The sequence below is a fragment of the Bradyrhizobium sp. CB82 genome (assembly GCF_029714405.1).
In the GTDB taxonomy this organism is placed as follows: domain Bacteria; phylum Pseudomonadota; class Alphaproteobacteria; order Rhizobiales; family Xanthobacteraceae; genus Bradyrhizobium.
Genome location: NZ_CP121650.1, coordinates 8,044,460 through 8,068,158 on the forward strand (window position 1 = coordinate 8,044,460; position 23,699 = coordinate 8,068,158).

Consider the following 23,699-nt stretch of genomic DNA (forward strand, 5'->3'; position numbering starts at 1 on the left):
AACCACTCCATCCATCTCTTTCGTGCGTTCAGCCGGGCCGGCCGGCAGCCGGAACCGGCGACGGCGTCTGCTATTTGTTCAGCAATTGGCTATTGATGAAGGTGACCACGTCGGCTGTCTCGGCTGCCGCGCGCCGCGTTATCGTTGCCGCCGCCGGGCCGCCGTTAAAGAACGATGGGAACCAACCGAAATTGCGAACATTCCAGTTTTCCTTTGGCAACACCGCTCGGTTTACGCCCGGCACAGCGAAGTTTGGAATTTTCCTGGCGATCGGCTGTGCCGTCTCGGTGTGACAACTGACGCAGTCCGTGTTGAAGAAGTGGCTTTTCTTCGGATCGGCAATGATATTGACGATTTCGAGTATGCGACTGTTGGGCGAGTTGCCGTCAATGAACTCGGAGGTCGAAACACCCTTGCGATCGGCGGCTGCTAAAGGAGGATTTTGCAAAGCCGCGTGACGACAGCTGATCGGATTCTGATTGTTGGTAACCGGCTGCGGGACAACATGTTTGCCGCCGATGATGCTGAACATCTGCGCTGCGTGGAAGCCGTCAAGCGTCGGGCCAGGCACGGGTATCAAGCCAGCCTGCGGGACCCTTAGCATCGATACAAAAATCCAAGGTTCTGGCGGCGAAATGCCCATGACGGCCATGGTGTTGAGGCGCTGGGCAGAGAGATGCTTCTCAAGTAAGGCCTTGAGTGCATCACGAAACGCCTTTGCCGATGCCCCCACGAGGCCCGGATGCACATTCAGATCACCGGCAGTGGAGACTTTGACATTGCCAAAATGTCCGGCTGCAAGCTGATCGCGCAAGGCGGCGATGTCACGAACGATCGCCTTGAAAGCTTCGTCGTCGGGTTTAAATCGCGGGAACGGCGCACAGCCGTCGAGAGGCGGATCCGGGTCGAGGTTAAAGCTAAAGATAAGGTGGCCGGCCGTGTCATGAACCTTGAATCCGTCCGGTCCATTGGTCACCGGCTGAATGATGAGACGGATTTGCGGTTGCCGGCCAAACTGGGCGATGACGTCCGGCGACAATCCCGGCGCGCCCGGATCGATCCTAATGCCGGCAACAAACCAGGCGTCGATCTTTTTCACGGCATCGGGCAGCTGGATGTGGCGTACACCCGAGTCCGGCACTCCGGGACGCTCGGGATTTTCGGCGTTGGCGATAAAGCGTGCGAAGTCTGCGTCGGAAAAAAGTCGCTGCGGAGATCCTGTGGGGCCGGCGAGATCGGATACCGCTATCAGATTAGACAGGTCACCCGCCGATTTCGGTGGAGGAAAGAGGGTGGACACATCGTTGGCAGAAAGTGGCTTTGAAGCAGTTTGCGCCGGGGCCGTTGCCACGCCCAAAGCGGTCGCGAATATCAACGCCGCCACGGACAGTCTTGCAAACCTATGGCGACACTTCGATCCGTACATTTCATCGCTTGCCATCCTTGGCAATCCCCCCTGCGAAACTTAAGAGTTCAAACATCGGCTGTAGAAAGCCGAGACTTCGGCGCAACTTCTCTCCGCGGCAAAGCAAACTGGCGGAGCACCCTTTCTCATTCCTCACCGTAGAACTGGCTTTGCAAGGACTTGAGTTTCGTCGGATGCAACGCGTCCTCTATACAGCCGAGGAACATCTCGCTCCTTGCCTTAACGCGCTCGCCGTCAGCCGGGGCATGATCCATATCCGTCTGCAATGCGCGCACCGCTGTCCAGTCCTTCGCAGGGTCTTTCAGCAATTCGAACAGTGTCCGATTGTTTTCGTAAGGATGGAGCCGAAAGTGAGCAAAAGTGGCCTTGGCGGCAATCTTCGCATCTCGCAGCGCGTCGGGAAGCGCTAGCAGATCAAGTCCTTTCAGTTCGCCAAGCTGCCGCGTTTGAGCCTGCGCTTCCAGATATTGTTCACGCCCGACCAATTGATACATTCCTCGCGGACGAAACAGCCAACCGTCGTCTGTGCCGGGTTGGTTTCCGAACGAGTTGCCATCGTAGCCCAGAACGAAGTTGGCCAATTCCTTGGGATGGTTGAGCAATGAGTTCACATCGACGGTCGGCTTGTTTGCGGCCGCAAGCTTTGCGTTGTTTTTGTCGATGCGATCGTGCCATTTGCTCGGGAGCTGAGAAGCCGCGCTGTAGGAGAAGTTTTCACTGCTGCGTGTAAAATCGGCACTGTCGTAGGAGACCGATCCCAGAATGTAGGCCAGGATACGAGGATCCGTTTCTTCGACGCGATCCCACTCCTGCAACAAGGCTTTGACCTGCTCGGCCTGAAAATACGCCATGTAGCTCTTGCGATATGGCGGCACGGGTGGAGGAGCCGGCGAATGGTCCCTGCTCGATTCCATCAGCTGGTGCTCGTAAGCAGCAATTTTGTCCTGGTATTTCTGATAACCGCGCTCTTGCAACCACTTGCTCTCGTAACAGGCAAGCAATGGCTGCGGCTTGATCTTTGGAGTTGGTCGATATTCCTTGTCTAGCTCATCCGCGTAGGCAGCCCGTGCGAGTTTGGCGTCTTTGAGCGTTTCAAATGCGGATGCAACTGATCCGTTCAGCAGATGAAACAACTTCACTTGCAGACAATCGGCGTTGCTCTGCCTTTCGCGGGACTGATCGAAGTCGTCCTTCGGCACACAATCCCAAAAGCGGCCACTGCTCAGTGAGATGATGTCCTCGGTCTTCTGGGACAACGTCCAGCCGAGCGGAAGACTATAAAACAAGCCCGTTATGTCCGTGCGGCCGAACGTTGGAAAGCGCTGAACGCTGGGGGTCACTTCGGTATCGGGCCGATGATCGACGCTGGTTGCATGATTGAGCGCGACATAGGTTCGGGAGGTTCGCGTGCTCAAAAGCGCGCGTACCGGCTCCATGAGCTCACCGAACATGAATGAACCGTGATCTCCGAATTGGCCGCTCACCAGGGACAGCAGGTAAATCCGGAATTTTGGCGCGTCGGATGTGCTCTTGATACTATTAAGTTTCTCAATCAAATCGAGCGCGGTCTCGATGCCTGAATTCTCGACATATCCACCATCCACAAGGCGCGCCTGCGGATTGGCGGTTAAGCAGTCATTTCTCAATGAGATGGTCGCCGCCGGCGTCACCCACGGAAATCGCGCGCTCGTGAAAGCGGCTGTACTAAGCGGAATGCGAAGTGAGTGGCTCTTGACAGTTTGGTCAACCCCAGTTCCAGCACGATCAAGCGCCGCTAGGATACACAGGTCCTTGTCTTTCGGGTGTAACGGATCGATATCGAAGGGAGAGATGACCGCCCGTTTGCCGCTGCCGGCATCTGTCGTGTTGAACAATAGCGCCGGCATGTTGTTGCCAGCTGCCCAATGGGACTGAAAGTTGGCCCTTAGCAGATTAGATTGATTGCCGGCGCCATTGTTGTTCTCAAGCATTCTGTCACCAGCATTCTCCAAAGTGTATTCCAGAAAGCGCGCGCGATCGAAGGCGGGGATCGCGACCGGAGAAAACATTTGAGTGAAATCTGTAAACAGAAAACCGGCAACCAAAGGCGAGAGGAAATCGGTCGCCAAGACGCTTGCAACGCGCTGTTCTACCGGCCCAGGAGCATCAATATCTTCGATTCGTCCGACACCGGCCAGAAAATCCGCGATTTTCGGGCATGTCTTTCCGTCTGCAGCATTCGAATCAAGGGACGCACTGTCGGCGTGGAGCGCAGCGGCGAAGATTGCCGACCCGACGCTGCCCCCGGAGACAGCGCTTATTGCAAACAGATGTTGCCGAAATGCCGGACAGAGATCCTGCATCCTGGCCAGAAACCGCGCCGCATTATTGGCGGCGTAGATACCTCCCCCTTGAGCCGCGACGATGAAGACGGGATATTCGCCAAGCCGCTTGGCTTCGTCCACCCGCGGCTTCTGTAAAAGCCACTCACGGAATGCCGCGACTGCAGACATGCGCGTATCTTCCGGCAGGCTTTTTGCCTCGGCGACAGCGCGCAGCTCGTGATCGTCACTTCCCAACAAGGAGGCAAGCACAAACAAGCCGCCAAAGACAACCGGTATAAATGGAAACGTAAACTCGATCGTCATCAGGGCAAAGTGGACGGTGAGACCTACGACGCAAACCGCAAAGAGAGCGATCACGCCGAACGATCCGACAGATTGTGCAAGCCTATCCGGGAACAGAATGAATCCCGCTGTCAATAGGGCGATGCCTCCGATCGTAAGCGCGAGAAATCTGTACCGGATGAAATACGCGTTATTGGCCCTGCTCGCGAGATCAATGGAGCGATCTCTTGATCCCATCCGCCAGGCAAATATCACGAAGCAGACGAGCATGATCAGCATGGCGCATGCGAGGATGAGCAGCATGTTCCGCTCGAATGCGAGCGCCTGGTCCTGAATGCGGAAAATGCTTCCGACTTCCTCGACCTCACCGACCTTTTGCGCCGGACGCGAGGCGAATTGACCTGCTGTCGCGGCGATTATCGGCAGCGCTCCGAGCACAACGGGAGCAACTCTTATATAGAAAGCCAAGCGCCCCGTAGCGTGAGGGATTTTCGGTAGGGACGCAGTGGTAAGCTGAAAAGCAGCCGCCCAAACCGTTGTCGCAATCACGCCCAGGGCGACAAACTCCCTGACGGTCACCCAACCAATGTCATCGGCGGCTATCCGGTAGAGCTCTTGAATCTGATCAGGGAGGTATAGCAATATCGATAAGACTATCGACAGAACAATAATCCACCGAAGGTTGCGCAACAGTGTAAAGAGCTGCTCGCGCACAGTCATCGCGTCATTTCCCTCATACGTCGGCAGAGATAGTCACGACACGAAACATTCATGCCAGCTTGTACCGAACAGAATCGAGCCTGCGGATATACAGGCGACCTGCAACAAAATAATTATGGGCAAGCTCGCGAGTAGAGCGTTGAAAATTGAGCACTTAACCTACAGTAGTAATCCGCCTTTGTCGATAAGTTCTTGGTCGTTTTCGATGCGGATAATTAAGACGGTGACGAACTCGTTGGCTGCAATAGCGAGTTGCCGGTCCACACGGCAAAGACACGCCCTTGTACGTTGCGTAGAGATTTATCGGTCTCCACTCGATGTCTTCATCCAACTCGCCGTCGAACAGGACCAGGCGCGCTCAACGTACCGTACTTTGAAGTCAAAGTTTCTCGACTTAACTCGACTAGAGTTTGAATTTATGCGCTTAGTTGGCACACTGCGCAGCTTTTTCGCGCGCTCAAGCCTGATCCTTGCTCTACGCGAGCAATGCGAGAGAGGTGAACTGAGATGGAAAGCATGCTTAACCATGTTCTGGCATGAGATGATTCAACTGAGTCGCCACAAATTCCTATGAGCGATTCGCTCTGAGCTAGGCCGATTACCATTTGCCGATCTATTCCCCGGGAAGCACCTCAAACCTTGTCTGCGCCTCCGTTTTACTTCGTCAATGTCTTTGAGAACGTGTTGATGGCCACTCGATACCTAAGTGACGAGAGCAGCCTAACCGCGGCCGCGCCAGCGTTCGTTCGGCGTCACGGCCATTTGCCTGTTCGACGCCTAGGCAAATTTGGCTATAATCTGGCCAGAATGCCTTTCGAGGCCATCCTTGCCCCCGAAGCTGTTGAAGACCTCAAGAGACTGACGGCAAATGTTCGGGCGACAGTTCGGGCTGCGCTCGAAAAGCATCTAAGGCACGAGCCCAAGAAAACGAGCTGCAGTCTCATCAAGCGATTGCGAGGATTGCTGCCTCCGCAGTATCGGCTGCGGGTAGACGAGGTCCGGGTCTTCTACGGTGTGTCCGGCGCGACCGTCGAGGTTCTGGCAATAGGGCCCAAATCGGAGGCCGAGTTATGGCTCGCACAATTCGGAGATCTGGAGTGAAGGAAGTTCCTTTGTCCGAGATCGAGGATGATCTGTCTCGCTTTCTTCGAGAAGCCGAGGCGCAGGAGATCGTTATCACACGCCATGGCAAGCCCGCAGGCGTATTGATCGGCTTCGGGTCGGAAGAGGACTGGTTCGAGTACCGCGTCGAACATGACCCGCGCTTTCTGCGCCGTATCGAACAAGCGCGAAACAGCCTACGCGCGGGACGTGGGACCCGGCTCGAAGACACCGAATGCGAATAGCGGCACGTGCGCTCCCGTCGGGGTGCGCGCGGGGACGAGCAATTGTCGGATAGGACAGCGTGGACTTGCGCACGGCATCATAGCGCCACGGCGAGCAATAGGCCCATCTTCATCGGCCATGGCGCGCCAGTTCGCCACCATTCAGGATAAAACTGCGAACAATGAGCGGATGCCGTTCGTGGTTGGGCCTGGTACGGCAAAGGTCACAGCGATTCGTGGCGAGAAGGATATCTGGCCGCCCGGACCACGCTTTGAATGTTGCGGCGGGGGTCAAGCCTGGGGTTGCAAGATAGCGGGCGCGCGCGATTTGCTCTCACACCGCCCTCATAAGACGTAATCTTCTTGATCTGCGGCACCAGCACGTCTTTGGCCGTTTCGAGATCGAAGCGTGCTTGCATGTTCATCCAGAACGCCGCGCCGGTCTTGAAAAACTTGCCGAGCCGTAGCGCGGTGTCGGCGGTAACGGGCTTTTCTTCGCGCGCGATGCGTTCGATCCGGGCGCGCGGCACGTTCAGCGCGGCCGCGACCGCGTAAGTGGTCAGCTTGAGCGGAACGAGAAATTCCTCCCGCAGGTATGAACCGGCGGAAGTTTTGCCACTTACGATCTCCTATGTGGCCCGCATTCGGCCGGTCTGAGCTAGTGATAGTCGATTATCTCCACGTCTTCTGGACCCGCATCGGGGACACGACCCGCCATTGATCATTGATGCGGATCGAGTGCTTAACCGCCAAAGCGCCTTTAAGGGCTTCAAGGCGGTTGCCGGGAGGCGAGTTCAGGACCTCAAGAAGGTCGGCGGACTCCACCATGATCAGCTTTCGGCGAGCTACCTTGGCAAGATTTGCCAGGAAACCCTTCGGAATCCTGAAGGATCGGCTCGGCAAATTTCCCCTTGAAGCTTCTGATCACGGGCGATACGCATCCCATTGAGATACGTGTGGCAAAACCTTTGTATCCGGATGAGAGATACCGGTGGCGATACGCAGCATTTCCAGATAAGTGCAGGCGAACTGCGGGAGGCCCGCCGAGGGCGCAGATTCTCGACATTGAAAAGCGGCGGCCTCAGTGACATATGATCGCGATTTGCCATGCCTGCGTTCGCTGCGTGTCTTTTCTTGACGGCCCAGCACGCCGACTTTTCGATCGTCGACGAAACGCTGACCAGCTTGCCGGGAGTTTCCATGTCATCGATCGGTACCGCGTTGCTCGACAGCCTGCGTTCCGTTAAGCGTCCGAGCAACTTTTGCGTCGGCGGAATTCGGGAGATCTCCATGCCGACGATCGATGTCGACGGCTTGGGCAGGATCGCTTTTCCTATCCTGCCCGTCCAAGCCGAGCGGCTTGTCGCAATCGCCGAGGCAGCACCCTATGGGCGGGGCGAGGAGACGGTGGTCGATCGCGAAGTCCGGAGAACCTGGCAGGTCGATTCCGCCAAAGTTCGGATCGGAGGGCGTAACTGGGACAAAACCCTGGCCGGGCTCGTCGCCGACGTAGCCCTCGGGCTCGGTGTGAGTGAGCCGGTGGCGCCCGATTTCTACAAGCTTCTAGTCTACGATACCGGCAGCTTCTTCGTCGACCACCGCGATACCGAGAAGGTCCCCGGCATGTTCGCGACGTTGGTGCTCGTGCTGCCCTCGACGCATGGCGGTGGCGAATTGGTCATAAAGCATCTCGGCCGCGAAGTGACGCTCGACCTGCGTCCGGAGGAGCCGTCCGAGGTCGGCTTTGCGGCTTTCTATGCCGACTGCGTGCACGAAGTGCGTCCGGTCAAGGCGGGATTTCGCGTCAGCCTCATTTTCAACTTGCGGTTCGCCGGCACGAGACGCTCGCTGAAAGCGCCCGATTATCGCACAGAGCACGGGCGGATCGTGAAATTGTTGCGGCGTTGGGCGAGCCTAGAGGACGAGCCTGACAAGCTGATCCTGCCCTTGGAGCACGCCTATACGCCGGCGGAGCTGTCGTTCAGTGCCCTCAAGGGGGCTGACGCCGGCGTGGCGTCAGTCTTGGTCAAGGCAGCCGCGGAGGCGGACTGCGATCTCCACCTCGCTCTCGTCTCGATCGAGGAGAGCGGCAGCGCCGAACATACCGGCTATTACGGCCGGGGCCGCTGGAGTAGCGACGAGGAGGAGGACGAAGAATTCGAGGTTGCCGAGGTCATCGACCGGGTGCTGATCCTGACCGAGTGGCGGCGTCCGGATGGCGGCGAGGCCGAGTTCGACGAGTTTCCGTTCGCCGAGGACGAGTTATGCCCGCCTGATGCTTTCGAGGACCTGGCCCCAGACGAGCAGGTTTTTCAGGAGGCGACGGGCAACGAGGGCGCATCCTTCGAGCGTACCTATCGCCGCGCTGGCTTCGTGTTGTGGCCAAGTGCGCGGAGGCTCGCGGTGCTGAATCAGGCTGGCCTCCGCACGACGCAGCCGTATCTCGAAGGTCTAACAGCGCGCTGGGAGACAAGCAAGGCAGAGATCCAGTCGCCGTTGTGGCGTGAGGCCGACGAGCTTTCCGAGCATATGCTGCGCTCCTGGCCTCGTCATGTGTGGCGCGACGAAGGCAATATTGACGCGAGCCGGATGCTCAATCTGCTGGTCCGGCTCGGCAATGTGGCGCGCATTGACGCATTCCTCGCCGGCCTGTCCGCCGAAGGCATTTATGGCGCGCCCGACAACGAGGCGATCGTGCGCGCGGCCGCCCTCCTTCCGGCCTCGCGTGCAACGGAGCTGCTGGTCCGGATTTTCAGCCGTAACGCTCCGGCCCATCTCGGCGCCTGCGGCGATCTGCTGCGGCGCTGCGTTGCGGCGAAGATGGGTACGACGGGCGACCTGGTGCGGATCGGCGCAGCCCTGATCGACGCCCTGCCGGGTGCCCCGACGAGGGAGGAGGTCGGCACCTGGACCCGGCCAACACCCATGTCGCCCGGCTTCGTTGTCGATCTTCTGACCGCGACGAGCCGGATCGATGCAGGTCTCGCGGCGCGTGCGATCGAGCACCTGCTGGCCCGGTCGAAGACATACAAGCCGGACGAGGTATTAGTCCCCGCCGCTCGCACGTTTGCTAAACTGGCGGAAAGCACTGCGTGGCCGGCGGTGGCGCGGCTCCGAGAGACGTCTCTCGACCATCTACGCAGGCGGATCGCACTGCCGCTGGAGGCGCCACGGGACTGGGCAAGGACCAACCCACTTAGATGCACGTGCGGCGACTGTCGCGGACTGGGCGCTTTCCTGGTTGCGCCGGATCAACAGCAATGGCGCCTGAAGGCGATCCAGGATCGGAGGACCCATGTCGAGCAAAGCGTTCGGCGCGCGGCGTGCGACCTTGACCTCACGACCGAAAGGCGCGGTAGCCCCCACACGCTCGTCGCCACCAAGAACCAGGCCAGCTACGAACGGCGCGCAAAGCAGCGCCTGCAGGACCTGGAGAATGTTTCGGCGCTGGGCGGATGAACATTGTTCTGGCCCCGTAGGGAACAGCAAGTTCGAGCACGGAATGAGCCGGGCGAATCGGGTTCCACTCGCTGATCGCGTCGCCAGGGCAGCGGAAGCGGCGCTTGCCGCCCGGAGTTTTGTGAGCGCCATCGACGTTCTCGTCGGGATCGGCTGGCTTGATCCTGAAGCGGTGGAGCGCTGGCGCCGCGGGCAGGTCGATTACCTCGAGAGGGTCATCCGGACCAACCTGCCGCGCATCTCGGAAGCCATGAAGCTTTTCCGGTCATGGGCGACCGCCAGAGGACCGAACGCAAGCCAGACGGTGTATGTCGCGCGTACGCCGCGACGGCAGACACTCCGTTTCAGCCGAAGCGGAAATCCTGCAATCGACGCGTCGTATCGGACTCATTGGGTCTCGCCGGAGCTCTCCGAGAGGAAGCGCGCGCGTCTGATGGAGAAAGCAAGCCATGCTCCAGAACTGGTGGTCATCCAGCCATTGAACGACGCGTGGAGATGCCATCGGTGTGGCGGCACCGACGATCTGTTGATGATGGAGAATCGCAGCCCGGCGTGCTTGCGCTGCATTGGCCTCGATGATCTCGAATTTCTGCCGGCAGGCGATGCCTTGCTCACGCGGCGCGTGAAGGCGAGAAGCACGAGATACGCTGTCGTCGTGCGCTTCAGCAGGACCCGCGGCCGTTACGAACGACAGGGTCTGCTGGTCGAGCCGCAGGCATTGGCAGATGTGCAACGCGATCTCGTCCGATAGACGCTGTCTCGATTTCCGGCTCCGCCCAATCATAACGCAATTTCAATTACATATGAGTTCGCAGTTTTGTTTTGAGTGGCGCGCCAATTCGCGATTTTCTGCGCCATTCTTTCCGGAAGGTGCGCGTAATCGCGCCCACGTGCGCGAGGCTATGCCAGGAGTTCGCCCGCGTTTGCTCTGCCCCGACAAGGGCACATTAGCTGTGGATTTCAATGACTTTCAAGGAGCCGAGACGCGCCTGGCGGCTAACCTCGTATGATTCGTGGAGGTAATGTCGATGGCTCGAGTCCAGCCAAAGTCTTCGTTGACGGACGACTATGCGAGACTGATTGCGCGCGCCGTAGCCAAGGGCCGGCCCCCCCCGTTCAGTGCCGACCTCGATCGGTACTGCGAAAGCTCCCCACGCGAAATTTTCACGGCTTTCGCGGGCGCAGCCCGGCACATGCCTCCGGCCGGCAAGGATGAGGCGCTCGGCATCGGTTATCTGTTTCTGTTGCAGCGGCTGCTCGAGCACCTGCGCTATCGCACCGATCGCGGCTATGCGGATGCGGCCAAGTTCATCGCGGATTTTCAGGCCGACGTCGTCACACGGGTTGAGGCGGGACAGGTCGATGCGCGCATGCTCTCCTTCGTCGGAGCAGCGCTGCACCAATCGAAGATCCCGGCATCGCCGGAGCTTGCGGCCGCATCGGCCAGGCATTCCAACAATGAGGACGAGGGCGGGCCGCTTCCGACCGACGTCCGCGCGGCACTCGGCGGTATCCTCGAAGCCTGCGGCGGCGATCCGTTCATGGTTGTCGGCTCGCTGATCGAGAGCAGCCACGCCATGCCGGTGGAAACCCGAAGCTCTTTGGCAGGAGCCATGGCGCTCGCGGGGATACCGGAAGCCCGCGCCGCTGCAGTTCTGTTCCTGCTCGATCCGGATACTGCCGTTCGCCGCGCGGTCGCCGTAGCGCTTGATCAGGTCGCCGCCTCGCTGACGCAGACGGATATTCGGCGGCTGATTGCGATGCGCAATTGGCGGCCTGAAGACGAGCGAGCCCAAGTCGACGCCGTCATCCGCAAGTCGCGCACGGCTGGGATCGATTGTGCGCAGTGGCAGGCGGGTAGCATCGAAGCAGTTGTCGCCTCAGCCATTGACGGGTCCACAACACAAGGTTTCCTGCTGGTTTCGCCGGCCGGACGGAAGAAGCGGATATCGTCGGTTCTGACCAAAGGCGGGATTGCCGATGCCTGGAGCGGCGAGCCGGAATCGGTTCGCCGGATCGAGGCGACCTTGGCCGGCGCGGGGAGGAATTCCCCTATGCTTGCGGTGTCCCGATCATATCTCGACCGCGCAGTGGCGCATCATTTGGCGCTCAGCACAGAGAAGCGGGAAGCCGCGCCGTTGGGTTTACTTCACGTTGCCGAGACGATCGGCGGCGCCGACTGGCAACCCGCGCGGATAGCTTTCAGTGAAGCGCTTACCGGGTTGATCGCCGACATTCCGAAGACGATGTGCGAGGCCGCGGCGCTCGCTTCGGTGTTACGCAAGAGCGACGATTTGGCCGACCTCGATGCCGTTGCCCTGTCTTGGTTCGAGGACGATCCACAGGTCGCACAAGCGGTGGAAGCTGCGCGCGGTCGCGATCACGCCAAGCTTGCCAGTTATCTCTTGCAGAGCGCCCTTCCGCGGCATCGCGACAGATGGGCCGAGACTGTTCTGCGCACGGCCCTATGGATGCACGAGGCGCCTCCGGAGGCCGATCTGTGCTGGCGTGAGCTCGCGCTCGTTGCGAAAGCGCTCGCCGACGGTCGGGACATGGCTGAGATCGGATTGATGCGCAATATCGCACTGCGGACGATCGCGGTTCTCAGAAGCGCCGGGCGAATGTGAGTTAGACACGTGTATTGCTCCAATCGGAGCGGAGCGGGGAATTCGCAGGCCTTCGCAGATTAGTTAGTCGGGTGCAGCGTGTGGCTGGCCGCTTCATCATAGCGTCGCGGCGAAGCAATAGATTCCCATCTTCAGGCCGTGGTGCGCCAGTTGCCGTCAATCGTCCACCGTCTCGGATCCTCGATTCCTAATTCCAAACCAAAAATTGAGATGCTCCCGATTAGCCGGGACTGAGACTCGGCTTTTTTATTTGGCGAGACTGGAAGGTGATCGACGGCGATATGGAAAAGCTTCGGGAGATATACGTCTTTGTCTGCTTCGCCCTCGGTGGTGGCGCTAATTTGAAAGCTTTGGGGGGCCAAACATCCGCCATCCAGAGTAGCCCAGCCACGGCGCACAGCATGCCAACGATGGACGGCAACTACCGGCAGAATCACGGTGTGCTTCTTCATCTCTCTGGCTCTCGACCCGCGTCCGCTTTAAAGACAACCAGCACTCTACCCTTCAGAAGCCCGCCTAGCGGCGCGTCTCGCACTTCCTCGACTGAGATGGGCTCCTTAGCGACAGGCAAGGGGACGATGAGCCACGAGGGCAAAGCGACTCGCCAACCCGCCCGCGCCCACCGCAACTTCCTGCCGCCGCTGACCTCAATCCGATCGAGCAGATCTTCGCCAAACTCAAACACTTCATGCTAGCTGCAGAGCCTCGTGACGTGGGTCGGCGAACTCCGCGATCTCTTCATGGAGGGGTGTACCAACTGCTTCAAAAACACCGATTTGTGGAAGCCGTCGCGAACTGCGGCGCCCGGCTGAGCGCGGAACGTTGAACTAAGCCCTATGCTAGAATTCCGACAAGTTCTGTCGGATGTGTCGGCTTCCTGACCACTGTTGCCAATTCACGCCTCCGTCTTTGCGTCGCGACTAGCGAGCGTATTCCGACGAAATCGCTTGTTTTCGTCGATCCGCTAATTGGCACAAAGTTTGAGTCTGAGGGATCGTGCGCGACGAGAGCGGAGTGCCGGCACATCAATCGCGGGAAGAATTAGCTAGTCCTTGTACCATCTTGCCCATCAGTCCACTAAGACCACGCCACTCGAGTCGGAGACTTCGTATGCCATCTACTAAGGAGTTGAAAAATGACTCCTGGGACGATTGGCGTTGGCAACTTGATAATAGCATCACCACGCTTGAGGCCCTAAGAGATCACCTAAATCTAGCGCCGGAAGAGGAAAATGTATTTCACAAAGTAGGTAAGCGATATGTGTTTCAAGTAACTCCATATTACTTATCGCTGATGGATCGGAACGATCCAAACGATCCGGTTCGCCTCCAGGCTCTTCCAAACGTCAAGGAGCTTACTGACATCTATCATATAGACCAACTCCCGTCATTCCACCGATCAGGCGTGGAGTCCGAGAATCCTCTTTGGAAGGAGGGGAAGACCGATGTGAACTGCATCGTGCACCGGTACCCTGATCGCGTGCTTTTTCATCTGACCAACCTGTGTCCGACGTATTGCAGACACTGCTCGCGAAAGGTCCACGCGAGTCACGACTCAATCGTCAGTGATCGATCTTTGATTGACAAAGGAATTTCATACATCGAAGCGCGGCCGGAAATTCGGGACGTCTTGTTGAGCGGAGGTGATCCTCTTACCATCGGCGACAACAAGATCGAGTATGTCGTGTCGCGCCTCAGGCAGCTTCCACATGTACAGATTATTCGTATCGGCACTCGGGCTCCTGTGACACTTCCGCAGCGCATTACGCCCGAATTCTGTCAGATGATAAAGAAATATCATCCGATTTGGATAAACACTCAATTCAATCACCCCAACGAGGTGACATCAGAGGCCAAACTCGCAATCGAGCGGCTTCTCGAAGCAGGGGTTCCGGTGGGAAATCAATCCGTGCTGTTGAAAGGAATCAACGACTCGGTCGACGTTATGAAACGGCTGGTCCACGCACTCGTTATGGCGCGCGTGCGACCGTACTACCTGTATCATGCTGACTTAGTGCGAGGAGCTGAGCACTTTAGAACATCAATAGCCGAGGGGATTCATATCATCGAGAATCTCCGCGGACATACCTCTGGATTTGCGGTGCCACAATATGTGATCTGCACGCCGCTTGGTAAGACGCCGCTCAATCCGAATTACCTGATTGGCTCGGGACCGGGGCACATCGTCTTACGCAACTATGAGTGGAGGACTTGGAAGGATCCTGACGCTTGAGAGCCGCGTCCTAAGTGTGCTGCGCAAACCTATGCTCATCGCAATCCCAGTCAGGACTTGTCGTTACGGCGGTCGAAAGCCGCGCAAACTCCAGGAGGGCGGAATGTTTCTTAAAGCGGACGGCACTGAGGTTTGGCTGCAGAGCTCGCCAAGCCTGCCGTATCTATCGCTCGGTGGAGTGATCGAGACTTCTGAGGACTATCTGGTGATTCGATCGAGGCTGCTTCAAGTGTACAAGCGGCATCACGGCATGGTGTCGGACGATGCATTCCTTATTTGGGATGAGGATAGCACTACTTTGCTTTTCTGCGCTAGACCCGACAAGAATTGTGCTTTGTTGCTGCTTGGAGAATTTGGACGAAGCAGGAAGAATGGGACACCAAGCGCGGTGCTTGAGGACTTGATCGATATTGTCGACACGAGCCTCAGCGGAATTGCACGGCACAGCGGCGCGACCATTCGGCTTCAGGTAGTGAAGCCCGAACTTGCGATCCGTACCGGCTGAAGGGCCACTGGAGCGAGATGTTATTGCCGACGAAGTCCGGTCGCGTTCTTAACGTTCTGGCGTGTCCACAGGCCTCCGATAGGCCGAGCGCAACTTGCAGCGGCCCTCTACGACAGGCCTGCGGAGCCGACGGGGGCGGTCGCCTTACCCGGAGAAGGAATGGCCGCGCGCGACTCCATGGCTCTCATAGTGCGTTGAAGCGCAACTAGTTTTTGGAAGGGGCGCCGGATGCATGCCTGGAAATGTCGCTTCCCCTTCTTGGAAGCCGCATAGAGATTGTGCCCACCAACACTCGCGGGCTACTGCGACGAACAGTGGTGTCACGACTAACAGAAGAGCTGCAGCGCGGTTTCGGCATCACGTCACTCGTTGTCGGTTCTCCGACGCCGGCGTGATTAGCCAGCAAGGAGTTTCGTCCGCTAAGCCACTTTCATTCTACCGACGATCGTCGAGCTGACGCGGATGTCGGATTTGCAATGTGAGATCTTCTGCCCCGGCCGCGTGTCATCTGCTGCCAGCGCTAGGATCTCAAGTGCCAGATCGACCTGAAACATTTCGGGCTCTGGCCAGATCCTCCGCTTACATACAGCACGACGAAATGGTTGCGCGTGTGACAAGCCGCATCGCAGCCGACAATCTTATATCAGAACGAGACGAGGGTCATGGCGAGATGAAAGTTGCTGTTCTAGGCGCCGGAGTCGTGGGTTGCGCAACGGCCTACATGCTTGCGACGAAGGGACACGAGGTCACGGTCGTTGATCGTCGCGACAGGCCAGGAATGGAAACAAGTTTCGCAAATGGAGGATTGATGACGCCGAGCGACGCTAGCCCGTGGAATTCGCCAGGAACGGTAAGGCAGCTCGGCAAGATGCTCTTCGACCACAATCCGACTTTAAAGATTAACCCAAGCGCCATACCGTCAATGGTTAGTTGGGGCCTCAGGTTCCTGGCGAACTCGACTTACGAGCGGCACAAGGCGAACATGATTTCCAACATCAGGATCGCGAGATTGAGCTTGGAGGCCTTGCGCAGTATCCGCCAAACCGCGCATCTCAACTACGATCAAACGACGCGTGGCACAATGCGGGTCTTTCCTCATGGCGGGCGGATGCCTGAGTTCGTACAAATGTGCCGCGAGATGCAGGAATGGGGGGTCCAGTTTGAGGTGCTCGATCAGAACCAGATTCTTGAGAAGGAGCCCTGCCTCGGTGCTGTTATTGACCGCTACGTCGGCGCGGTATTCTTTCCGGATGATGAAAGTGGCGACGCCCACAAGTTCACAAATGAGATCGCGAAACTGGCAACTGAACTAGGCGTTCAGTTCCAGCTGAACACCAATATTTTGGAGATAGTCAAGGGATCTTCTTGGCGAATCTCGCATCTGTCGACATCACGAGGCGATGTATCTGCAGATGTGTACGTTCTTTCGCTCGGCAGTTATAGCCCAATATTGGCTCGCCCATTGGGCATCTCGTTGCCGATCATTCCCGTTAAAGGGTATTCCGTCACTGTGGCCCTAAACGGGTGGAAGGGAGGGCCAACACGCCCCGTTATGGATGATGGATACCATGCGATGATGGTGCCCATGGGCGATCGACTGCGCATGGGCGGTCGAGCCGAATTCGCTGGATACGACACACGTCTTGACGAAAAGGAAGGACGGCGCGTTCTGGACGACATTATGAAGATCCTACCGTCCCTGATGTCTCACATCGACTCAAATGCTGTGCTAAATTGGTCTGGCTTGCGCGCGATGACGCCTGGTGGGCCCCCTCTGATCGGACCAACGTCCTATGCAAACCTTTTGCTGAACACCGGCCACGGTCCACTTGGATGGACGATGGCATGCGGGTCTGCAAAGCTGATTTCCGACCTGATTACGCAAGGAAAAGTTTGAGTAGCGATCCAATCTCGTCCGCTAGGAACTGATCTGTAGGCTGACGGGACGCTGATGACTGCAATGAGTGCGGTCAGGATACGAGACCAAAAATCTCAGGAGTTAGGCAAGGATGGGGCGTTAAATTCTGGCCGACGGGCGGACTAGGAAGCAGTTGCCGTTGCCGCCCGCGCGGTCCTTGAGATAACAACGGCCGCGGTGACTTTCGGCGTTTGAGTTGTCCGATGATGCGCTCGATGGTGGAGCGACGGCGCAGTTCGCGCCCTTAACTTCCGTTCGGTAAGTTAGTGATCTATTCGATCTCACGAATGGCCTGGTCTGCCATCCGTTCAAATTTCATGGCCTGTCGAACAATTTGCTTGGAGCCAAAAGCATCGGCCGCGCGCCGCGCATACTTGGAGAAGTTGCGGGCTCCGACCGGAGTAAAGCGCTTGCGCAGCCTCTTGGTGAAAATCTTGTTCGCGCGACCTTCCGCGATCGCCCGTTCGCCAATCCTCGTCGTTGTTGCGATGGCGCGTTTGGCTTTGCGCCACTACCGTGCCATTGACGAAGGCCGGATCGAAGCCCCATCCTTCGACATGTTGAATCCTAGATACTGAAAGCTCTTGTCGCTCCCGGCCCCAAACTCGGCCCGTTCGGTCTTCTCGTCCTTGATCTCAAGCTTGTGGTCAGCAATGACCGCTTTCAGCGCTTTCGTAATCTCCGCTTCCTCATGGACCGGACAAATCACGAGAATGTCGTCCGAGTACCGCTGATACAGGCCACCGATCTTGGCGCAGGCACTTGCCATCGCGGCATCCACATCCATCATGTAGAGATTCGAAAAAGCGCTACTGATTGGCGTTCCTTGCGGAATACCAAACCTGTCCGGATTGGTGAGGATCGCGACGCCCGCTTTGCGAAGCTCCGCGATTGTCGTAATCGGCTTGCGACCGCCTGCCTTTATCCTCGCGGAGAATACCGGGTGCGCTTCCAGCGCCTTCCGCTCAACTTTGCTGAACTTCGTGACGTGCCGAAAAACAGCGTACCAATCAGCCGAAAGTTCCTTGACGCTTAGCAGACGCTTTAGCCGATCTTTCAGGATGCCATGGTCAAGATTGTCAAAGAATCGGGTAATGTCAAAGCACAGCACGACACAAGGCCGACGATCTTGGACAAAACGGTAAGCCTTCGCCGAAAAATCGTAGTTGGCCTGCCCAAGCTTGCGATAGGCGATAACGTGGTCGTCTAGTTTCGTTTGCTCGTAGTGCCGATCAAGCAGCTCGCCGGCTTCATAGGCGTATTTGGTAAGGATGCAGGCGTCGCGGTGCGACGCGAACATAATGTCACGCTCCTTGAAGACCGTCTTCCCATCCTTCGGCCTGTAACGTTTGACGCGCTTGACGTAGTGGATCAGTGGAAGCCAGGAATGCTTAGCGACGAACGCGGGACTGCACGCTGAAGACACAAAAGAAAGACCAACTGGCGCGTCAAAGTGGCGATAACCCCGCCTCTTGAACCATTCGTGCCCCAAGCATTCCCCCAATCTCGCAGTGATTGGGAGGCTGGCTCGAACCCTGAACCTCGGCTTGCGCCGAACGCCTCCCAATCGCACGCATCCATCCGTCGGCTTCTTTCCCGTTGTCTAAAACGGCCTTTCCCCCAACGCGGGTTTCAAAAACGCGATGCAGTATAGTCTAATCGTCAAGGTGCGAACCATGTTCACAGTCTCGTGGCGCGACTTCGCTGGACCGACGATTTCAATCGTCGCGGCCTGCGCGGCAGTCATGCTAGCAGTTGACATTCCAAACGACCGTGCCAACTGGCCAATTCCAGAGGCGGCTTAGGACATGGGAGCACCAATGTTTGTCCGCAAGGGTGCTTGAAATCTTTTCCCTAATTGACTTATGTCTCGTCGCGTGTCTGCGCGAATCGAGTCGATTGATTCGTGATGAGTTGGTCCTACGCCGGCTCGGGCTCTTCGATGATCGCCGTTTGGCCGAACTTCGTGGCCAGAATAGCGCCATGGCTTGCCACCATAGGTCTTGGCGTGATTGTTGGCATGCCCCACCCATGTCTGGAAGGCCTTCGCCTTGGCCCTCACCGTCTCAGTCACGTCGTGCCTTCATTTCACAGTGAGCTTTTCGGCCTTCGTCTCCACCACAACTCGGCCTCGTAACGCTAGCCGCGCCGAAACACTCAAGCGGCGACCTGACTTCCCCGAGGAGGGTCTCGGCAGGTTCGGCTACTCAGTTGCCAAGGTCAACCTAGCCGCAGTGCCTTTCGTTGGCGACGTCCTTCAAGAAGCTCTTGAACGCGCCGTCGGAGAACCGCTGATGAAGCGGCAGGAGGAATGGTTTAAGGAGATCGGCAAGGGTCTTCAGGACCTTCGGACCGTCTGGACGGCTTCGATCCAAAAGCGTTAGGACGCTAAGCCATCGTCGGCGCAGAGGTGGCCCACGCGAGATCGGCTGCCGCAGCCTGACGCCGTGCCGTCTTGCGAGAGGTTGAGTCCTTTTGTCGCATGCAAGAGCTCGGCATCCGTCGGAAGGACGGTAGCCTTTGGTTACATCGTGGTATCAACCGTGACAGGATGGACGACTCGGCTATCCAGCCTTGTTCTCGGTCAAAATGGTAGAGCTTTGCTCTTGGACACCCAAATGCGGCGTTCAAGGCAACTTTGGCGACGGCCGGAATTCGGCGACTATCGCCACGCAGCTATAGATAGCTGGATGACTTGACCTGCCCGTAACCAGTCCTACCGAGTTGACGTTGGATTACAAAGACTGATACGTCGAATGCAGCCTATGCTGGGAAACGACCTTGGACATCTGACGTGCGATCTCAATTGTGATCGGGCTGAGTTTAGCTTCCACTCTCTTACGCGTCCAATTGGCAGTCGAAGCTGCGATGTTAACGGCAGCTACAACTTCGTTGTCGTAGCCAAACACCGGCGCGGCCGTCGAGATGTCGCCAGGCATCGCCTCCTGATCGGTTATCGCGAAGCCCTTTTGGCGCACTATCTCCAATTGCTTGAGAATTTTTTGCCGATTGGCGGGGATCGCGCGCAGAATTTTGTTGGTTGAGGCGGGCTCAAGGTTCGCCAGGATCGCGCGCCCTGGGGCCGTGGCGAACGCAGGAAGGCGCGTTCCGATCGGTACGTAGGAGCTCATCACGCTTCTGCCGGGAACACGAGAGATAAATATAATGTCGGAACCATCGAGCTCTGTCAGATTGACCGTCTCCTGCGATCGTCTGTTGGCCTCGAGCAGGTACGGGAAAGTTGCTTCGACTATAGGATTGCTGCGTACGTAGGCATTTCCAATATCCAAAGCCCTCGCTGACAGCCAATATTGCCGCGTCGTTTCGCTCTGGATTAGGTATCTGAGCGCCCGCAACGTGTAGAGAACCCTCTGGGTTGCACTCTTGTTCAACCCAGATGCTTCCGAGACTTCCGCGAGTGTCATCGGCCGAGGATTGGCACAGAAGGTAGCGAGGATCAGTAGCCCCTTCTCGAGGGTTCCGAGATAAAGCCGTTCGTCAATGTCGGCCTTCGCGAATGAACCAGGCGGGTTGAGCCCAGTCCTGCTCTTGTTCTTCACGTTGAGCATCATCACTATCAAACCTTACAGGATTGCGATCCTGCACATTGCTTTCAATGCGAATGTAAAGTCCAATACCCCGATACAAGCAGATTCTGCGCCAGGGGTCCCATCCTCCGACTGGCTCGAGAGAGGTTGAAAGGATTTGGGATTGAACGGACTTGCTCCTAGATAAGCCCTCCATGCCAGCGCACGATCGAGGATATGACGGTCTACAGCTTGTCTCCTACGATGTTGACAGGAGAAGCGATTGGTCGGCCGTTGGGCTGCGAATACGCACGTCTGACGCGCCGATGCTTGACGACGCCCATCGCTCCATTATCGAGCCCCCTTCCGCCCACGCGGCATCGATGATTGCTGGCATCGTCTAGGAAGGACAACCCGATTACTGACGCCCGTCAACTACCGAAACTAGTAGGTGGCTCGGATGGCGGACGTATGCCAATGAGTTCCGGTTAATAGAGAAGTAAGTTAGCTGTCCCTGTTTCGGACATGAACAATCGAGCGCGATGCGCAGCTGCCAATCACAGGCGGCCACGTTCGCGTTGATGCGACGCTCAAATATCCAATCGAGAGAGCGACGATGTATGTTGTCAATGCGAACGGCGCTTGTATTCCCGGCATCGGGATTGGCACTTGGAAGCTGCAGGGGCGCAGCTGCGCGCGCATTGTCGAGCAAGCACTCGAAATCGGGTATCGCCATATCGACACCGCCCAGTCCTATGAGAACGAGTCCGAAGTCGGCGAAGCCCTGCATGCTTCCGGCGTAAAGCGCGAAGAGGTGTTCCTGACTACCAAGGTCAACAGCATCTATTTCGCACCGGGCGATTTGGAACGCTCGGCCGAAGAGAGCTTAGTGCGACTGCGGCAACCCTACGTGGATCTGTTGCTATTGCATCGCCCCAACCCTTCCATCCCGCTCGCGGAGACGCTTGGTGCGCTCGCCCATGCCAAGCGGCGCGGACTGACCCGGCATATCGGGATATCCAATTTTAATGTCGGCTTGGTCGAAGAGGCGGTCAAAATTTGTCCCGAGCCGCTAGTCTGCAATCAGGTGGAATATCACCCTTATCTCGATCAGCCGAAGTTGAAGGCTGCCTGCAACCGAGCAGGCCTCGCGGTCGTGGCCTACAGCCCAATTGCCATGGGCAAGATCAATAGTGACGAAACGTTACTGCAGATCGGGCGCTTGTATCGCAAGACTCCCGCTCAGATCGCCCTGCGCTGGTTAGTGCAACAGGGCGCCGTTGTGATCCCGCGGACCTCCCGTTCCGAACGGCTGTCGGAGAACATCAATATTTTGGATTTCCAGCTCACCGACGCCGAAATGGACCGGATCTATCAACTGGGTAGCCCTGAGGGTCGCATCCACCGGGGGTCGTTCGTCTGAAACTGAATTCATCGCGATTAGCCAGCTTCCAATCGGTCCGATGCGGAATCAACGACGGACTGCTATCCGGCAGAACGATGTAGAGCTAGTGGTTGGTGCGACGCTTGATGGTGCCCGATCACTCCCAACACACGACCTTCGAATGCGCGACGCTTGTGCGTGATCACCACCGAAACCGAAAATATTATGGCGTTAGGCAGTATGTGGCCGCTTCCTTCGACAGCATCGACCGGGACCGTTGCTCAAGCTGTCGTAAACATACTGATCCTAGGTGTTGCACCATATTGGGCGCTGGTTGAAGGCGCTGGCGATGCGGCACGACGGCGTTCTCGGGCAGTGGAAAGGGGGCATGCCACAAGGAGGGCTATCAGCCCCCTCTCCGGGCGACCTATTCCTGCACTACGCATTCGATCCCCTCATGCAGCTACGAAGAAACATCCAACGTTGCTTGACGGCCAGCGCTCTGAAAACGAGGAAAGCCATCTAACGCGAACGTCGATTGCGAGCATTAGCATGTCAAATAGCGTAGGTGCGACGGCAAACCAAAGATCGCAACGATAGCCGACTGAAGAGGAGCCGACATGAACCAAGGCGCAACTGTCGATCAGCAATCAGCGAGAGCAGCCGACCTTGATAACCGATCGAAGGCGATACGTCGGAGAATACTGGAGGTGCTCGCCGCGAGACAAGTTGCCGGGCATGTCGGTCCGTCATTCTCGATAGTTGAGATTCTTCTTGTGCTGTACGACGAATTTGTCCGACTTCCACAAGATCCGGCGGAAATGGATGACCGCGACCGCTTCATTCTTAGCAAAGGGCACGGCTGCCTCGCACTCTACGCCGTGCTTGAGGACAAGGGTCTAATATCACCGCAGAAACTCAATCAGTTTTGTTCGGTTGGCTGCGAACTTGGCCTTCTTCCGGAGAAAAATGTCCCGTACGGCATCGAGGCCACCACAGGGGCGCTGGGTCATGGGCTGCCGATAGCCGTCGGTATGGCGCTAGCGGCGCGAATAACCGAGAGACCCTTTCACGTCTATGTTCTGGTCGGCGATGGAGAGCTAAATGAGGGTGCAAACTGGGAGGCGGCGTTCCATGCCGTGAAGCACCGACTGTCCAACCTTACCGTATTGGTTGATCGAAACGGCCAACAGTGCAATGGGCCAGCAGAGAACGTCCTGCCCATGCCATTCATGCCGGCACTGTGGCGTGAAATTGGTTTTGACGTTCGTCATGTCCCGGGGCACGACCGTCGCGCTATTCGGGAGGCACTGCGGTTTCCATTGTCTGCTCAGGGTCCAAGAGTAGTCATCTGTGAGACGGTAAAAGGAAAAGGACTGGGAGAGTTCGAAGGAAGTGGCGAATGGCATTATAGACGAGTACCGTCGATCAGCGCAGTCCCGTCTCTATTGTGAATGCCGTTTTTCTGGTCGACTTGAGAGGTAGATCATGCGTGGGACATACCGCAAAACGCTCCAGCAATTGGCGACAAGCGATATGCGGATTGTGGCGGTTGGGTGCGATCTAACCTACAATAGCATGAGCGAATTCAGGGCCGCTTTTCCGAATCGTTCTTTCATGGAGGGTATCGCAGAGCAATATGTGGTTGGTATGGCGGCTGGACTTGCAGGAGGCGGCTTGATTCCCTACGTCGAGCTTGTTGCGGCGTTCGGTACGAGAAGAGCGTTCGAGCAGCTCTTCGTCGACATCGGTCTGCAGCGACTTCCGGTGCGAATCATCGGAACTGGAGGGGGCTTAAGCTGTACTGAGTTTGGTCCGACCCACACGGCCCTTGATGATATCGCTCTCTTACGCCAAGTTCCGAATATGGCAATACTCGCACCACGATCCAATCGCGAGTTACGGCATCTGCTATCATCCACGATCGAGTGGGATGGGCCACTATATATTCGTCTAGGTGGCGACACGGC

Annotated in this window: 17 protein-coding genes; 10 read left to right on the forward strand and 7 right to left on the reverse strand. The window is 57.4% G+C overall.

Annotated elements, in window-relative coordinates; translation table 11 throughout:
• Positions 1–70 precede the first annotated feature (70 nt).
• Positions 71–1,441: a hypothetical protein gene (locus QA640_RS38620; protein ID WP_283037883.1), complete on the reverse strand. Its 1,371-nt coding sequence runs from the start codon at positions 1,439–1,441 to the stop codon at positions 71–73.
• Between the two features lie 110 nt (positions 1,442–1,551).
• On the reverse strand, positions 1,552–4,752 hold the full coding sequence (locus tag QA640_RS38625; RefSeq protein ID WP_283037884.1) for a hypothetical protein: 3,201 nt from the start codon (positions 4,750–4,752) through the stop codon (positions 1,552–1,554).
• 1,097 nt (positions 4,753–5,849) lie between these two features.
• Between QA640_RS38625 and QA640_RS38630 the strand changes: the two genes are divergently transcribed.
• Positions 5,850–6,098: a type II toxin-antitoxin system Phd/YefM family antitoxin gene (locus QA640_RS38630; RefSeq protein ID WP_283037885.1), complete on the forward strand. Its 249-nt coding sequence runs from the start codon at positions 5,850–5,852 to the stop codon at positions 6,096–6,098.
• A 203-nt stretch (positions 6,099–6,301) separates the two neighbouring features.
• Here QA640_RS38630 and QA640_RS48455 read toward each other — a convergent pair whose 3' ends face one another.
• Together QA640_RS48455 and QA640_RS48460 are read right to left on the reverse strand one after the other, a co-directional pair.
• Positions 6,302–6,703 (reverse strand): HigA family addiction module antitoxin, encoded by a 402-nt coding sequence (locus QA640_RS48455; protein WP_349253763.1) that lies wholly within the window; start codon positions 6,701–6,703, stop codon positions 6,302–6,304.
• 46 nt (positions 6,704–6,749) lie between these two features.
• On the reverse strand, positions 6,750–6,905 hold the full coding sequence (locus QA640_RS48460) for a type II toxin-antitoxin system RelE/ParE family toxin (protein ID WP_349253671.1): 156 nt from the start codon (positions 6,903–6,905) through the stop codon (positions 6,750–6,752).
• A gap of 462 nt (positions 6,906–7,367) precedes the next feature.
• Between QA640_RS48460 and QA640_RS38645 the strand changes: the two genes are divergently transcribed.
• The 3 genes from QA640_RS38645 to QA640_RS38655 all read left to right on the forward strand — a co-directional run bounded on the left by QA640_RS38645 (position 7,368) and on the right by QA640_RS38655 (position 12,163).
• On the forward strand, positions 7,368–9,536 hold the full coding sequence (locus tag QA640_RS38645) for a 2OG-Fe(II) oxygenase (protein ID WP_283037886.1): 2,169 nt from the start codon (positions 7,368–7,370) through the stop codon (positions 9,534–9,536).
• A gap of 43 nt (positions 9,537–9,579) precedes the next feature.
• Positions 9,580–10,287 carry a hypothetical protein gene (locus tag QA640_RS38650; RefSeq protein WP_283037887.1) on the forward strand — a complete coding sequence of 236 codons (708 nt, stop codon included), beginning with the start codon at positions 9,580–9,582 and terminating at the stop codon, positions 10,285–10,287.
• A gap of 442 nt (positions 10,288–10,729) precedes the next feature.
• A complete protein-coding gene (locus QA640_RS38655) occupies positions 10,730–12,163 on the forward strand; it encodes a hypothetical protein (protein ID WP_283037888.1) in 1,434 nt (477 codons plus the stop codon).
• Between the two features lie 131 nt (positions 12,164–12,294).
• Here the strand turns inward: QA640_RS38655 and QA640_RS38660 are convergent, their stop codons facing one another.
• On the reverse strand, positions 12,295–12,615 hold the full coding sequence (locus tag QA640_RS38660; protein ID WP_283037889.1) for a hypothetical protein: 321 nt from the start codon (positions 12,613–12,615) through the stop codon (positions 12,295–12,297).
• A 658-nt stretch (positions 12,616–13,273) separates the two neighbouring features.
• Between QA640_RS38660 and QA640_RS38665 the strand changes: the two genes are divergently transcribed.
• The 3 genes from QA640_RS38665 to QA640_RS38675 all read left to right on the forward strand — a co-directional run bounded on the left by QA640_RS38665 (position 13,274) and on the right by QA640_RS38675 (position 16,797).
• Positions 13,274–14,395, forward strand: a complete 1,122-nt coding sequence (locus QA640_RS38665; protein ID WP_283037890.1) for a KamA family radical SAM protein — start codon at positions 13,274–13,276, stop codon at positions 14,393–14,395.
• Positions 14,396–14,498: 103 nt separating this feature from the next.
• The gene (locus tag QA640_RS38670; RefSeq protein WP_283037891.1) at positions 14,499–14,900 is read left to right on the forward strand and encodes a hypothetical protein; all 402 of its coding nucleotides are present in this window, start codon (positions 14,499–14,501) and stop codon (positions 14,898–14,900) included.
• A gap of 670 nt (positions 14,901–15,570) precedes the next feature.
• Entirely contained in the window at positions 15,571–16,797 is a 1,227-nt protein-coding gene (locus tag QA640_RS38675; RefSeq protein WP_283037892.1) for a D-amino acid dehydrogenase, read from the forward strand.
• Positions 16,798–17,329: 532 nt separating this feature from the next.
• Here the strand turns inward: QA640_RS38675 and QA640_RS38680 are convergent.
• Positions 17,330–18,310, reverse strand: a complete 981-nt coding sequence (locus QA640_RS38680; RefSeq protein ID WP_283037893.1) for a reverse transcriptase/maturase family protein — start codon at positions 18,308–18,310, stop codon at positions 17,330–17,332.
• Positions 18,311–18,869: 559 nt separating this feature from the next.
• On the opposite strand from QA640_RS38680, the gene QA640_RS38685 reads away from it, so the two are divergent.
• A complete protein-coding gene (locus QA640_RS38685) occupies positions 18,870–19,202 on the forward strand; it encodes a hypothetical protein (protein ID WP_283037894.1) in 333 nt (110 codons plus the stop codon).
• Between the two features lie 351 nt (positions 19,203–19,553).
• On the opposite strand, the gene QA640_RS38690 is transcribed toward QA640_RS38685, so the two are convergent.
• Complete coding sequence (locus tag QA640_RS38690) at positions 19,554–20,390, reverse strand: IclR family transcriptional regulator (RefSeq protein WP_283037895.1); 837 nt, start codon at positions 20,388–20,390, stop codon at positions 19,554–19,556.
• Between the two features lie 571 nt (positions 20,391–20,961).
• On the opposite strand from QA640_RS38690, the gene QA640_RS38695 reads away from it, so the two are divergent.
• Together QA640_RS38695 and QA640_RS38700 are read left to right on the forward strand one after the other, a co-directional pair.
• Entirely contained in the window at positions 20,962–21,768 is an 807-nt protein-coding gene (locus QA640_RS38695) for an aldo/keto reductase (RefSeq protein ID WP_283037896.1), read from the forward strand.
• A 581-nt stretch (positions 21,769–22,349) separates the two neighbouring features.
• Complete coding sequence (locus QA640_RS38700; protein WP_283037897.1) at positions 22,350–23,183, forward strand: transketolase; 834 nt, start codon at positions 22,350–22,352, stop codon at positions 23,181–23,183.
• Positions 23,184–23,699: the final 516 nt, after the last annotated feature.